Below are 13,664 nucleotides of genomic sequence, written 5' to 3' on the forward strand. Positions count from 1 at the left end.
GCTGTAAATCCTTCTTTGCCTGACAGGTAGTGATTGATGACCTCTAGCTTGAAGTCTTTGCTGTATTTGGACATGAGACTGACCCTTTAAAGTTGGATTGGGTGTCCAACTTTTGTGGGTCAGTTCAGTTGCCTCTCTTTTTCTTTGCTGAAGAATTTATTCTTCTTCGCGCCGCAAGTGCGGAAATAGAATCACATCGCGAATATTAGGTGCATCCGTCAGTAGCATAACTAAACGATCGATGCCAATACCACAACCACCAGTTGGAGGCATGCCGTACTCGAGGGCGCGGATGAAGTCATGGTCAAAGTACATGGCTTCTTCATCACCAGCTTCTTTTTGTTCTACTTGCTTACGGAAGCGGTTCGCTTGATCTTCAGCATCATTTAACTCAGAGAAGCCATTGGCAATTTCACGGCCGGTAATAAAGAGTTCGAAGCGTTCAGTGATGCCTGGGCGGGTATCGGATTCTCTGGCGAGTGGGCTGACTTCAATTGGGTAATCAATGATGTAAGTTGGCTCCCAAAGATGTTCCTCAGCAACTAATTCAAATAAAGCAAGTTGAAGTGCGCCGATACCTGCATTCTTGAGGGTTGGGGCGTCTGGGTTCTCACCACCTTTTTTCAATTCAGCGCGAATGAAGTTGATGTCATCCAACTGAGATGCATCATAGTCTTTGCCTGACTGGCCACAGTATTTGAGGATGGCCTCAGTAATAGTTAGGCGTTGGAATGGTTTGCTCAGATCAAGTTCGCGACCTTGGTGAGTTAGTACAGCAGTGCCTTGGGCATCTATTGCTGCTGCACGAATTAAGCCTTCTGTGAAGTCCATTAACCAGCGATAGTCTGTATATGCCGCATAGAATTCCATCATGGTGAATTCAGGGTTATGACGTGGGCTTACGCCTTCGTTACGGAAGTTGCGGTTGATTTCAAAGACACGCTCAAAGCCTCCGACTACCAAACGCTTGAGGTAAAGCTCTGGAGCAATACGCAAGAACATTTGCATGTCGAGTGCATTGTGGTGAGTAATGAAGGGCTTCGCTGCTGCACCACCAGGGATAGGGTGGAGCATTGGTGTCTCTACTTCCATGAAGTCGGCATCTAACATATGGCGACGTAAAGATGCGATTGCATTACTACGTGCTTTAAATGTATTGCGACTTTCTGGGTTCACAATGAGGTCTACATAGCGCTGGCGGTATTTAGTCTCTAGGTCTGAGAGGCCGTGAAACTTATCAGGCAGCGGACGCAGTGATTTACTGAGTAAGCGTAAGTTGCTGCACTCAACAGACAATTCACCTTTATTGGTCTTAAAGAGATTGCCTTCAGCAGAGATAAAGTCTCCCATATCCCAATGCTTGAAAGCACCATGAATGTCGGCACCGCTGAGCTCATCATTGATGTAGAACTGAATCTGTCCACTGCGATCTTGAATGGTGGCAAAGCTGGCTTTACCCATCACGCGTTTGAGAACCATGCGTCCGGCTACTTTGACATGAACTTTCTTGGCGGCTAATTCTTCTTTAGTCAGACTGTCGTAATGAGCATGTAAATCAGCCGCTAAATGAGTAGGAACAAAGTCATTCGGAAATGCAACACCACCAGCACGTAGCTTGGCCAGTTTTTCACGACGCTCCGCAATGATGTGATTTTCATCAACTACTTCAGTAGCTGGGGCAGTATCTAAATGGGTTTTATCGTTCATATCTATAGTGGTGCAGTAATGGGTGTTAGTTATTACACGCCTTGTTTTAGGCTGGCTTCAATAAAGGCATCGAGATCGCCATCTAATACTTTTTGAGTGTTGGAGATTTCGACGTTAGTGCGTAAGTCTTTAATGCGGCTTTGGTCAAGGACGTAGGAGCGGATTTGATGTCCCCAACCCACATCGGTCTTGCTGGCTTCTAACTTATCTTGTTCGGCACGGCGCTTTTGCATCTCATGTTCGTAGAGGCGAGACTTCAGCATGCTCATCGCTTCAGCGCGATTGCGATGCTGACTACGGTCGTTCTGACACTGCACCACAATTCCCGTTGGGATATGGGTTAAGCGTACTGCTGAGTCTGTTTTATTAATGTGCTGACCACCCGCACCAGAGGCGCGGTAGGTGTCAGTGCGGATATCGGCAGGATTAACGTCGATCTCAATCGAGTCATCAATCTCTGGATACACGTAGATAGAGGCAAAGGAAGTATGACGACCGTTGGATGAGTCAAAAGGCGACTTCCGTACTAAACGGTGTACGCCAGTTTCAGAGCGGAGGTGTCCGTAGGCGTATTCACCATCGACTTTGATAGTCGCACTCTTAATGCCTGCAACGTCGCCATCAGACTCTTCGAGTATTTCTGTTTTATAGCCTTTACGCTCGCAATACTTGAGGTATTGACGATAGAGCATGCTGGCCCAATCACAGGCTTCGGTACCGCCAGCTCCAGCTTGAATGTCGATAAAGCAATTACATGAATCCATCTCGTTATGGAACATGCGGCGGAACTCTAGGTCGCCGATAGTCTTGCTATAACTCTCAACATCCTTCTCAATAGCACCGATGGTTTCAAAATCGCTTTCTTCTTTGGCCATGTCAAACAGCTCAAGTGCGCTAGTAATATTGGTATTGAGATCGGTAAGAGTCGCCACTACGCCATCGAGCAATTTCTTTTCTTTGCCCAGCGCTTGTGCTTTCTTTTGATCATCCCAAATGGTGGGATCTTCCAGAATCGAGTTAACTTCGGTAAGGCGACGTGACTTTACTTCGAAGTCAAAGATACCCCCGAAGAGCTTGCTCACGGGTGAGCAGATCGGACAAGGTATTCGAAATAGTATTTAGTTGTTCAGCTTCCATGCCCTAATTATAAGGGGGTTATTGCCCTGGGCTCTTAGGTGTTGGCCATCTCATCATGGGCTTCAATCATTAACTGCACTCGGGCCTGACCCTGATAACGGTCAGTGACAAGGCGATAGGCTAATTTAGCTTTGGCGGGCAGGCTCTGAGTGCGGTTAAACCAAACGGCAGTAAGTGGCTTATTGGTCGGCTTGAGTTCAGAACTGCCGATAGGGCGAACCATCAGTCGTAAATGCTTTTCTTTCATGAGACTTTGCTGGGTAATTTCGAATTCCCCATAGAAAACGGGCTGAGGGAAGCCCTGACCCCAGATCTCTTCAGCAAGTAGATCACCAATCTCAGGGGTAAATTCAGAGAGCTCCAACGTGCCATCGTGGGCATGGCGACGCTCTAGTAACTCATCCGTTAATAGGCTACTTGCTACCTCCTGAAAGCACGCATCAAACTTTTCAAAATCACTTTTTCGAATCGTCAAGCCTGCTGCCATCGCATGACCGCCAAACTTCAAAATCAGTCCGGACTCTTTTTTAGAAACAAGATCTAAGGCATCTCTCAAGTGAAAGCCTGTCAGTGAACGACCGGAGCCACGTAATTCTTCACCGGTGCTGCCATCGGCAGGAGCAAACACAATCGCTGGGCGATTAAAACGCTCCTTCAGTCGTGAAGCCACAATGCCAACAACTCCCTGATGCCATTCGGGATTCCATAAACAAATGCTAGAGCGCTCAGTCATAGTGCCATCAAGTTGATCTTCTGCAAGATGGGAGAGGGCAGTTTCTTGCATCCCCGTTTCAATCACGCGGCGTTCGCGATTAATGCGATCGAGTTCATGCGCAAGATTAAGAGCCTCATCTATATTGTCAGTGAGGAGCAAGCGGATACCTAAAGTCATATCCGCTAGACGCCCAGCAGCATTGAGTCTGGGGCCGATGGCAAAGCCTAGGTCAAAGGTGTTCGCTTTACGTGGATCTCGTGTTGCCGCCTGAAATAGCGCCTGAACGCCTGGCTGGGATATCCCAGCGCGGATACGCTTCAAGCCATTAGAAACTAATACTCGATTGTTGCGATCGAGTTGTGCTACGTCAGCAACTGTTCCTAAGGCAACAAGGTCGAGGAGGTTTTCTACTTTAGGTTGAGTTTCATTGGTGAATTTTCCGCGCTTGCGAAGTTCAGCGCGTAATGCCACCAGCATATAAAACATCACGCCAACACCAGCAAGTGCTTTGCTTGGAAAGCTGCAACCTGGTTGGTTGGGATTAACAATTGCCAGCGCCTTCGGTAAGTTATCTCCAGGTAGATGATGGTCGGTCACAATCACTTCCATACCTAATTCACGAGCACGATCAACGCCAGCCTCACTAGCAATGCCGTTATCGACAGTGATCAGGTATTTCGGTTTAGGCGTTTGCTGTGCTGCTAACTCAACAACCTCAGGCGTGAGGCCATACCCCATCGTAAAGCGGTTCGGAACCAGAAACTGAATTGGGGTGTCAGGTCCGCCGAGCATGCGTAGGCCCCGCAGGCCAACAGCACAAGCGGTTGCGCCATCACAGTCATAGTCTGCGACGATCAGCATAGGCTCTTTTTTCTCAAGGATATCAGCGAGTAAAGAGGCGGTACTGATGCAATTCTTTAGTTCAACTGGTGAAATCAGTTGTTTTAAATCGAGCGAGAGTTCTTCTGGAGATTGCAGGCCTCGAGCGGCATAGAGTCTAGCCAGTAGTGGGTGTAAGCCACTCTGCGCTAACCAGGTAGCAGTGCGTTCTGAGAAAGGACGTTGTGAAAATAAGCTCATATGAAATTCATGCGTAACTCATGACTGACTAATTTCCTTCCAAGTCAGAGGCTCTGCTTTTTTCCAGAAGGCCCAAGATTTTTTATTGAGGTCTTTAGCGGTGAAAATACGTTCGCGTACCTTTCCCAGCAGAAAGTCGATGATGACAACCTCATCCAGTTGTTTGCTATGCAGTGCTGCACTTAACTGAGGCCAGGCTGCTTGTGGTTGATCAAGCCAGGCAAAGGCGCCAACTAAATTTTTATCATCTAAATGGATTTCATGTGGAAGGCTTAATAGCTTGGATAGGCCAGCCAGAATGGGGTGTGAGCCGATGAGACGCTGAGATTGTTTTAATAATGCAGGCGCTTGAACGTCATTGAGCTTACCGATGCCGCTAATCCAGATTGAGTTGATGCTGGGCATACCACGTTGTCCGCGCTCTTCATTAACGGGGCCAATATGCCAAAGCATTTGGATTTCATTTTGAAGTTTGCGCCAACGTTTCGCGATACCTTCTTCTTGAGTATCACGCGGCATCCACCAATCAATATTCCGGCCATGAGCCTGGTCCACACTGTAACTTGCTAGGCTGGAAAATGGGCCGGCAGGAATAAACCAATAATGCTGGTTATAAAAAAGTACGGAACCCTGAAAATCTTCTTCAATAAAAGGTAGCGCTGCTTGAAGAAGCTCGGCTGACTCTTCCGGAGTCAGATCAATCTGGTTTTGACCCATCAAAATGAGGTGATCTCGAGTGGCATGCAGATGAATGGGTTGTAAGCAGGCAATGACTTCGTTTGGGTTAACGACTTGATTGGCTTGTCCGAGCAGTAAGATCGGTGCAAGAGGGAGTAATTCGCCGAGCAAAAAGCGCTCATGAGGTAGTCCCTTGTGGGGGCTATCTCTACTTTCGAGCTCATCCAAGGCATCTTCCCCTGAAAGCATCAGGGTGAAGCGGCGTAGCGGGGCCTTGGGGGAGGTGAAATTCGCAGTCATTCCCCTGATTTTAGGTGGCATTTAAGTATTCCATCAGTTTGTCTGCGCGATTCACTAAACTGTGGCTATGTTAAGACTTCCTATTGAGCTAGAAATTGGCCTACGCTACACCCGATCCAAGCGTCGTAAGACCGTGGGGAAGCGTGATGGTTTCCTATCCTTTATCTCCGGGATTTCTACTGCTGGTATCGCCTTAGGGGTTGCCGCGCTGATTGTGGTTCTTTCGGTGATGAACGGTTTCCAAAAGGAAGTGCGTGATCGTATGTTGTCGGTGCTATCTCATGTGGAGATTACCGCTCCTGATGGACTGGCAAACTGGGAGCCACTGGCGCTGAAGGTTGCAGCTCAACCACACGTTATTGGTGTGGCACCCATGGTGAGTTCTCAAGGTTTATTGACTCGCGAAGGGGTAATGCGTGGCGTTGCTATTCGTGGCATCTTGCCTAGCGAAGAAGGTAAGGTTTCGGATTTACCAAAACAATTTGTTAACGGCAATATTGATGATCTAAAGCCCGGTAGTTTTGGTGTCGCTTTAGGCGCACAACTTGCGGCCATTGTTGGTGCACATGTCGGCGATCGTATTAATTTAATTGTTCCAGAAAGTGATTTAACTCCAGCAGGTGCTATGCCGCGGATGCGCACTTTGCAGGTAGTCGGCATTGTTGACAGCGGCCATTATGAATACGACAGTTCTCTAGCTATCATGCATTGGAAGGACGCTGCTGCCCTGTTACGCCTACATGATCCGTCCGGTCTGCGCGTCAAGGTAGATGATATGCAGCGGGCCCCAGAAGTCGCTAATGAGTTAGCAGCGATTGTTCCTCAGGCGCTTTGGGTCACTGATTGGTCAAGATCGAACCGCAATTGGTTTGCAGCAGTTCAGACTGAAAGAAAGATGATGTTCATCATTCTGACTTTAATTATTGCCGTAGCCGCATTTAATTTGGTATCCACCTTAGTCATGACAGTGAATGAGAAGCAAGCTGATATTGCCATTCTGAGAACCATGGGCGCAAGCCCTGGACTCATTCAAAGAATATTTTTAATTCAGGGATTGGCGATTGGTCTTTTGGGTTCCTTGGTTGGTGTTGCATTGGGTCTATTGATTGCGCTGAACATTGATGTCATCGTGCCGGTCATTGAAGCTATTTTCCGTGTGCAGTTTTTGCCGCGTGAGGTGTATTTCATTAGCGAATTGCCTTCTGATGTTAGGACTAGCGATGTACTGACTGTGGGATTAATGGCATTTGGTCTTTCTGTATTAGCGACGCTTTACCCAAGTCGTCGTGCTGCCAAGGTCCAACCTGCGGAGGCCCTGCGTTATGAGTAATTCAGCTATGAGTGATGTCAATAACTTAGTGCTGAAGGCCAGAGGCTTAGCCAAGACCTATGGTCAAGGACCCACTGGCGTAGAGGTATTAAAAGCGATTGATTTGGATATTTCTCCATCGGAGAAGGTGGCTATCGTCGGTTCTTCGGGTTCTGGCAAGAGCACCTTACTTCATTTATTGGGTGGTTTAGATACTCCAAGCGCTGGCTCCGTCATTTTGGCTGGTTCTAACTTGAATAACTTATCAGTGAAGAAGTTAGATCAACTGCGTAACCATAGTCTTGGGTTTATTTATCAATTCCATCATCTCTTAGATGAATTTAGTGCTGCAGAGAATGTGGCTTTGCCTTTGCGTATTCGTGGCCTTAGTAATGATGAGTCAATGGAGCGCGCTAGCAAGATGCTTAAGGCGGTTGGCTTAGCTGCACGTGAACTCCATACTCCAGGTGAATTATCTGGGGGAGAGCGTCAGCGTGTGGCAGTAGCTCGTGCCTTGGTTGGTAATCCCGCTTGCGTTCTGGCGGATGAGCCAACCGGCAATCTCGATACCGAGACTGCAGACGGCGTATTTGATTTGATGTTGGACATCGCTCGAGATCAAGGCACAGCCTTTGTGATCGTGACGCATGACCCGGTACGCGCTAAACGTTGTGATCGGATCTTGCATTTAGAGCGTGGAGTATTAAAACCATTCTCTGTGTGAGTGGGCATCCCATGTGGATTGATACCCATTGCCATTTAGACGCTCTTGAGTTTGCGATTTCATTGCCGACAATTATTCAGGCGGCCACTGAAAAAAACGTTAAAGCAATACTATTGCCCGCTGTGAAGGTGGCAGACTGTGCTCATGTTAGAGAGTTAGCCCATCAATATAGTCAACAAATCCCGGGTTTGGTTTATACCCTAGGAATACACCCGCTCTATACCAATCAAGCCCAAGAGGGCGACATGGAAACACTTGAGAAAAGAATTGTCGAATCCCTATCTGATCCTCGCTTTGTGGGTGTCGGTGAAATTGGTTTGGATTATTTTGTAGAGGATTTAGACCCTCATAAGCAGGAGTTCTTTTTCAATGCGCAATTGGATTTGGCTCAGAAATATCAATTGCCCGTAATTCTGCATGTGCGTCGCTCTCAGGATGCAATCTTAAAAGCCTTGCGTCGTCGAAGTATCCCCAGTGGAATTGCGCATGCTTTTAATGGCAGCTTTCAGCAGGCCGAGCAATTTATTGAGCTCGGATTTAAATTGGGGTTTGGCGGTGCAGCGACTTATGAGCGCGCTTTGCAAATCCGTAGACTTTTAAAAGAATTGCCGCTTGACAGTATTGTGACTGAAACAGATTCTCCCGACATCCCACCAGCATGGCTCAGAGGGGAGGGTATTGCTTTTAATGAGCCTGCTTTTCTACCGCGGATTGCAAAAGAACTTGCCTTAGTTAGGGGTGTCAGTGATGCTGAATTTGCTTCGGCGGTATGGGGTAATGCAATGCAAGTGTTGCCACGCTGGTCTGCCCTCTGCGCAGGTATTCCTCAGCTCTTAAGTCTCAACTTAGCCTCTTAATTTCTTGCGATTAGCTATTACGGCATTCATTGCCGGGGGATTACTCCTTTTATTTTTGCCGCAATTGCCAGAATATTGGCTCATTTCCTGCATTACTTTTAGCGTAGTTTGTTTGCTGACAATCCTGCTTTCTAATCAAGGATCTCTTCTTAAGAAATTTGCAGTGATTGGCCTGCTATTTGTAGTGGGGTTTGCATGGAATGCTTTGTATGCTGAAAATCGCTTAAAGAATGTTCTCGCCACAGAGTTGGAGGGCAAAGAGTTAACGCTCAAGGGAAGAGTTGTAGCATTGCCGCAAAGTAATTCATCGGGTGCCAAGTTTGCCTTTGAGGTCGATGAGGCCTTCTCTGGAAAAGAAGCCCTGAATCACTTTCCAGAGAGAATCTATTTGAGTTGGCAGCCTGCCTGGAGAAATCCTCAAGCAATTCCAGAGGTAATTCCTGGGCAGCGCTGGAAGATCATGGCAAAGCTAAAGCGTCCTTATGGTTCCTTAAATCAACATACCTTTGATTTTGAGCGTTGGTCTTTTCATCAAGACTTTGGAGCTAGTGGATCAGTAAGGTCTGGGGAGTTATTGCTGGATAAAGATATCTTTTGGACAGAGCTTGAGTTACGTATGGAGCTTTCTAGATGGCATCTGCGAAAAAAGATTCAGTCTATGCTGCCGGATGATGCAAGGTATGTCGGTGTTTTGATTGCTTTGGTAATGGGTGATCAGAACGCCATCGATCAAGATGACTGGCAAGTATTTAATGCAACGGGCATTGGGCATCTCATCTCTATATCTGGGCTTCATGTAACTATGTTGGCGGGTGTTGGTGCTTCATGTGCTGCATTTATATGGCGTAGACGCACTTGGCCTCTGATTACTCCAGTCAGCAAGGTAGCGGCAGTAGCGGGATTTGTAACTGCGTTTATCTATGCGTGGTTGGCGGGCTTTCAGATTCCAGCGCAAAGAACGATGTATATGGTTGGGGTGGTGGCATTTGCGTTATGGACTGGCCGAAATCCACGTTCTTTTGATATCTGGTGGTGGGCCCTGGCATTCGTGTTGCTCATTGATCCTATGGCGCCCTACACACCAGGCTTTTGGTTATCTTTCGGTGCAGTGGCTGCCATACTCTATGCCATGGGGGATTCGTCTGGTTTATTGGGCATCCCTACGGGTAAAGAATTAGAAACGCATTGGATGTATCGCATCGGGCAAGCCCTTCGTGAGGCATGTCGTGTCCAAGCCGTTGTCACACTGGCGCTGCTGCCATTGACTTTGTATTGGTTTTACCAAATTTCAATTGTTTCACCATTGGCAAATGCGTTTGCTATTCCGCTGGTAAGTTATATCGTGACTCCGCTGGCAATTGCCGGCGCCTTACTTCCGGAATTTATCGGCCGCTGGCTCTTATTGCCGGCGCATGCATCCATGGAATATCTTGCAGTCATCTTGGAGTGGATGGCGAGCTGGAGTTGGTCTGTGGCTTGGTCAAAGCAGCCTGAGTGGTGGATGCTGGTGATTGCTGGATGCGGAATTGTGTATGCAATTCGACCTGGTCCGATTGGTGAAACGTGGAAAGGTCGATTGCTTGGCATCTGTTTATCTGGCCCCTTATTTTTTTGGCCAAGCCAATTATTTGGAGATGCCTATCGCGCTCAAGGAGAGTTTAGGGCTAGCGTTTTTGATATTGGTCAGGGCACAGCAGTTCTCATCGAAACCGCTAATAGAAAATTGTTATACGACACAGGGCCTATTCAAGGCAAGAAAGATGATGCAGGTCAGAGAGTGATTCTCCCCTATTTACGTGGCAAGGGAATTAATCACATTGATCTGATGGTAATTAGTCATAGCGATAGTGATCATATTGGTGGGGCTGCAACACTTCTGAAGAGTATTCAATTTGATTTGATGATGGGATCTTTACCCAGCGCTAATCCACTACTTCAAAATTTATATAAAAGAAAGATTCCAGCCCTTCCCTGTCGCTTCGGTCAGAGCTGGAAATGGGACGGTGTCGAGTTTGTCATCTGGCACCCTCATGAAGAGACAGTATTTACTGATCAATATCCTGGGAAGCCTAACGAAATGAGTTGTGTGCTTGAGGTACGCAATCAACAAAGCTCGCTTTGGTTAACAGGCGATGTTGAAAAGCAAGGTGAAGCAGAAATTACCGAGCGCTTAGATGAAAAAATGTTGCATGAAATTGGCGATAGAGAATTAATTTTTATGGCACCACATCATGGCAGCAAAACCTCCTCTTCCTTGGCGCTCCTTCAAAGATTGGAGCCTCATCAGGCTTTTGCACAAAATGGCTATCGCAATCGTTATGGGCATCCACATCCAGATGTCACGGCACGCTATCAAGGCTTGGGGATTCCTTTTCATCAAACCCCGAAAACAGGTGCCCAGACTTGGCTATTTAAAAATAATTCAAAATCTTCGACACAGTTTTTGCGGCATGATATAAAACGGATATGGCATCGATCGATGTCAAATTGAGTAAGAGGATTCTGCTGATGAATAAATTACTTGTCCTATGTTCTCTGGTGGTTGCTGTGACATTTGGATGCGCTGGTGCGAATGTTCGCCCCCTCGTAGATATGAAGGGCGTCAATGAGGCTACTTATGAGAGCGATTTAAAAGACTGTCAAAATTATGCTCAACAACAATCAGGAATGGGTTCTACAGCCGCCAAAGGAGCTGGTGCTGGCGCGGTAGTCGGTGGTCTGCTGGGATTGGTTACTGGCGGCAACGGATCAGGAATTGCGCAGGCTGCTGGAGCTGGCGCCGTAATTGGTGGCGCAGGTGGTGCGTTTAGTGGAAACCAAGCTCAAGAGGCTGTTGTGAAGAGGTGTTTGAGTGGTCGCGGTTACAAGGTTTTGAACTAAAGCCACCCTGAAATAGCTAAAAAGCTCGAGTAATCGGGTTTTTTTTGCCCAGAAAAGCAAAAAGCCCTTAAAGATTAAGGGCTTAGTACGTAAATCTTGGTTGCGGGGGCAGGATTTGAACCTACGACCTTCGGGTTATGAGCCCGACGAGCTGCCAGACTGCTCCACCCCGCGTCTGAAGCTAAAATTCTACCATTTTTTGGGGGTCCCTGTCGAGGTATTCCTGTAAATAACGCATAAATAAGGCGTTTTATCGAAGAAATTCTCGTTTTAATCGCTGCCGGCAAGGAGTAACATATTGCCACGCAACATCACGCCAAGGTTTAATAATGTCAGTTAGCAATCCTGAGTTTTCAGAATCATCCTTATTGCGGCCTGTAGAGATTTCTCGAGAGGATCATCCTCACAAAAAAGGCGCCTCGATCTCCCTTATGTTCGCGGCTATCGGCGTTGTCTTCGGCGACATTGGTACAAGCCCCTTATATGCGTTAAAAGAATGTTTTAGTCCCGAGCATGGCATTCCGTTTTCTGCAGATGCTGTGTATGGCGTCATCTCGATGGTATTTTGGGCTTTTGCGATTGTGGTCTCGCTGAAGTATGTTTTATTCGTGATGCGTGCAAACAATCATGGCGAGGGCGGTATTTTGGCGCTTATGGCTTTGGCATTGAGAACTGTAAAGACTGGCTCAAAGCGTTCCTTGGTAATCATCATGGCTGGCGTCTTTGGGGCCTGTATGTTTTATGGTGATGCCATCATTACCCCAGCAATTTCTGTGCTTTCTGCTGTTGAAGGTCTTGAGGTGATATCCAGTGATTTAACGCGTTATGTCATACCGATCACTATTTTTATTCTAGTCGTCCTGTTTTTTATTCAGAAGACCGGAACCGATTTAGTTGGCAAACTTTTTGGCCCGATCATGATGGTCTGGTTTATTGCTATCGGATTGATGGGGGTGCATCAGGTTATTCAAAACCCAGCTATTTTTGCTGCCATTAATCCTCTTTTTGCTATTCGATTCTTGATCGAACATTCATTGCAAGGCTTTATTGTTTTGGGAGCGGTCTTCCTGGTATTGACTGGTGCTGAAGCTTTATATGCCGACATGGGTCACTTTGGACTCAAGCCTATTCGTATGGGTTGGTTCTTCATTGTTATGCCTTGCTTGCTCCTGAATTACTTTGGTCAGGGCGCCATGTTTTTGAACAACCCAGAGACGATTACCAACCCATTCTTTTTGATGGTTCCCGAATTCCTGGTATTTCCTTTGGTGATATTGGCCACTGCTGCAACTGTGATTGCTTCGCAAGCGGTGATTTCTGGTGCGTTCTCAATGACCAGCCAAGCAATCCTTTTGGGCTTTGTCCCACGTATGAAAGTGCGTCACACCTCTGATAGAGAAATTGGTCAAATCTATATGCCCTTGGTGAACTGGGCTTTGTTGATTCTAGTGATCGCCGTGGTTTTAGCATTTAAGAAATCTGAAAATTTGGCGGCTGCATACGGTATCGCTGTTACAACTACGATGATCGTAACCACCTTCTTGGCCGCTATTGTGATGCGTGTTGTGTGGCGTTGGAATACTCTATTGGTAACTTTAGTTATTAGTGCTTTTTTGGTCGTGGATTTAGCTTTCTTAACTGCTAATCTCTTAAAAATTATGGAAGGCGGCTGGTTCCCGCTGCTACTCGGTGCCGCATGCTTCTTATTGCTGATGACTTGGTATCAAGGTCGCAAGATTTTGCGTCACAACGCAATGAATAATGGTATTGAACTGAAGAGTTTTATTGAGGCTTTGATGAAACATCCTCCGCATCGTGTAGAGGGCACTGCTGTTTTCTTGACGGCGCACGTGGATTACGTACCAGTTTCTTTCCTGCATAACCTAAAACATAACCATGTACTCCATGAGAGAGTATTTTTCTTAAAGGTCAGTATTTGGGATGTGCCGTACGTAAAAGACAGTGAGCGTATTACCTTGCGCGATCTTGGTAATGGCATTTATGTTGTTCGTGCGGTTTATGGTTTCAATGAAACTCCAGACATGGGTCAAATCATTGAATTAATCGAGAAGAGTTCTGGATTGAATTTTGATTTGATGAATACCTCATTCTTCTTATCGCGTGACACGATAGTTTCTACTGAGATACCGGGTATGGCTATGTGGCGTGAAAGATTATTTTGCTGGATGTATCAGAATGCCGGTCGCCAGTCAGACTTCTTCAAAATTCCTGCAAACCGTTTGGTTGAGATGGGTGCGAAGGTCGAGATTTGAGAAA

At 46.8% G+C, this 13,664-nt stretch carries 10 protein-coding genes and 1 tRNA gene; 6 read left to right on the forward strand and 5 right to left on the reverse strand.

Annotated features, from left to right (window positions below; genetic code table 11):
* Nucleotides 1-156 precede the first annotated feature (156 nt).
* The 4 genes from lysS to VC188_RS10295 all read right to left on the reverse strand — a co-directional run bounded on the left by lysS (nucleotide 157) and on the right by VC188_RS10295 (nucleotide 5,638).
* Entirely contained in the window at nucleotides 157-1,707 is a 1,551-nt protein-coding gene (gene lysS, locus VC188_RS10280; RefSeq protein WP_216157362.1) for a lysine--tRNA ligase, read from the reverse strand.
* Between the two features lie 32 nt (nucleotides 1,708-1,739).
* Nucleotides 1,740-2,844, reverse strand: a protein-coding gene (gene prfB / locus VC188_RS10285; RefSeq protein WP_215321673.1) for a peptide chain release factor 2 whose coding sequence is annotated in 2 segments (ribosomal slippage) — nucleotides 1,740-2,771 and nucleotides 2,773-2,844 — 1,104 coding nt in all. Because the reading frame shifts where the segments join, the coding sequence is not laid out codon by codon here.
* 34 nt (nucleotides 2,845-2,878) lie between these two features.
* Complete coding sequence (gene recJ, locus VC188_RS10290; RefSeq protein WP_323483900.1) at nucleotides 2,879-4,639, reverse strand: single-stranded-DNA-specific exonuclease RecJ; 1,761 nt, start codon at nucleotides 4,637-4,639, stop codon at nucleotides 2,879-2,881.
* An 18-nt stretch (nucleotides 4,640-4,657) separates the two neighbouring features.
* A complete protein-coding gene (locus tag VC188_RS10295) occupies nucleotides 4,658-5,638 on the reverse strand; it encodes a hypothetical protein (protein WP_323483901.1) in 981 nt (326 codons plus the stop codon).
* Between the two features lie 46 nt (nucleotides 5,639-5,684).
* On the opposite strand from VC188_RS10295, the gene VC188_RS10300 reads away from it, so the two are divergent.
* From VC188_RS10300 to VC188_RS10320, 5 genes are read left to right on the forward strand one after another with little or no spacing between them, the layout of a single operon-like run.
* Entirely contained in the window at nucleotides 5,685-6,947 is a 1,263-nt protein-coding gene (locus VC188_RS10300) for a lipoprotein-releasing ABC transporter permease subunit (protein ID WP_072583053.1), read from the forward strand.
* A complete protein-coding gene (locus tag VC188_RS10305; RefSeq protein ID WP_323483902.1) occupies nucleotides 6,940-7,650 on the forward strand; it encodes an ABC transporter ATP-binding protein in 711 nt (236 codons plus the stop codon). The genes VC188_RS10300 and VC188_RS10305 overlap by 8 nt, the downstream gene beginning before the upstream one ends.
* An 11-nt stretch (nucleotides 7,651-7,661) precedes the next feature.
* Nucleotides 7,662-8,507: a TatD family hydrolase gene (locus VC188_RS10310; protein WP_323483903.1), complete on the forward strand. Its 846-nt coding sequence runs from the start codon at nucleotides 7,662-7,664 to the stop codon at nucleotides 8,505-8,507.
* Between the two features lie 4 nt (nucleotides 8,508-8,511).
* Complete coding sequence (locus VC188_RS10315) at nucleotides 8,512-10,998, forward strand: DNA internalization-related competence protein ComEC/Rec2 (protein WP_323483904.1); 2,487 nt, start codon at nucleotides 8,512-8,514, stop codon at nucleotides 10,996-10,998.
* 17 nt (nucleotides 10,999-11,015) lie between these two features.
* Nucleotides 11,016-11,387 carry a glycine zipper family protein gene (locus tag VC188_RS10320; RefSeq protein ID WP_215321678.1) on the forward strand — a complete coding sequence of 124 codons (372 nt, stop codon included), beginning with the start codon at nucleotides 11,016-11,018 and terminating at the stop codon, nucleotides 11,385-11,387.
* 97 nt (nucleotides 11,388-11,484) lie between these two features.
* Here VC188_RS10320 and VC188_RS10325 read toward each other — a convergent pair.
* Nucleotides 11,485-11,561, reverse strand: a tRNA-Met gene (locus VC188_RS10325).
* Between the two features lie 257 nt (nucleotides 11,562-11,818).
* Between VC188_RS10325 and VC188_RS10330 the strand changes: the two genes are divergently transcribed.
* Nucleotides 11,819-13,660 carry a potassium transporter Kup gene (locus tag VC188_RS10330; RefSeq protein ID WP_416350508.1) on the forward strand — a complete coding sequence of 614 codons (1,842 nt, stop codon included), beginning with the start codon at nucleotides 11,819-11,821 and terminating at the stop codon, nucleotides 13,658-13,660.
* Nucleotides 13,661-13,664 lie beyond the last annotated feature (4 nt).

The organism is Polynucleobacter sp. MG-28-Ekke-A2 (genome assembly GCF_035012985.1).
Lineage (GTDB): Bacteria > Pseudomonadota > Gammaproteobacteria > Burkholderiales > Burkholderiaceae > Polynucleobacter.

Excerpts from the sequence above, each read along its gene's own strand:
- lysS (WP_216157362.1), bottom strand. The coding sequence starts at position 1,707 with ATGAACGATAAAACCCATTTAGATACTGCCCCAGCTACTGAAGTAGTT.
- recJ (WP_323483900.1), bottom strand. The coding sequence starts at position 4,639 with ATGAGCTTATTTTCACAACGTCCTTTCTCAGAACGCACTGCTACCTGG.
- VC188_RS10295 (WP_323483901.1), bottom strand. The coding sequence starts at position 5,638 with ATGCCACCTAAAATCAGGGGAATGACTGCGAATTTCACCTCCCCCAAG.
- VC188_RS10300 (WP_072583053.1), top strand. The coding sequence starts at position 5,685 with ATGTTAAGACTTCCTATTGAGCTAGAAATTGGCCTACGCTACACCCGA.
- VC188_RS10305 (WP_323483902.1), top strand. The coding sequence starts at position 6,940 with ATGAGTAATTCAGCTATGAGTGATGTCAATAACTTAGTGCTGAAGGCC.
- VC188_RS10310 (WP_323483903.1), top strand. The coding sequence starts at position 7,662 with ATGTGGATTGATACCCATTGCCATTTAGACGCTCTTGAGTTTGCGATT.
- VC188_RS10320 (WP_215321678.1), top strand. The coding sequence starts at position 11,016 with ATGAATAAATTACTTGTCCTATGTTCTCTGGTGGTTGCTGTGACATTT.
- VC188_RS10330 (WP_416350508.1), top strand. The coding sequence starts at position 11,819 with ATGTTCGCGGCTATCGGCGTTGTCTTCGGCGACATTGGTACAAGCCCC.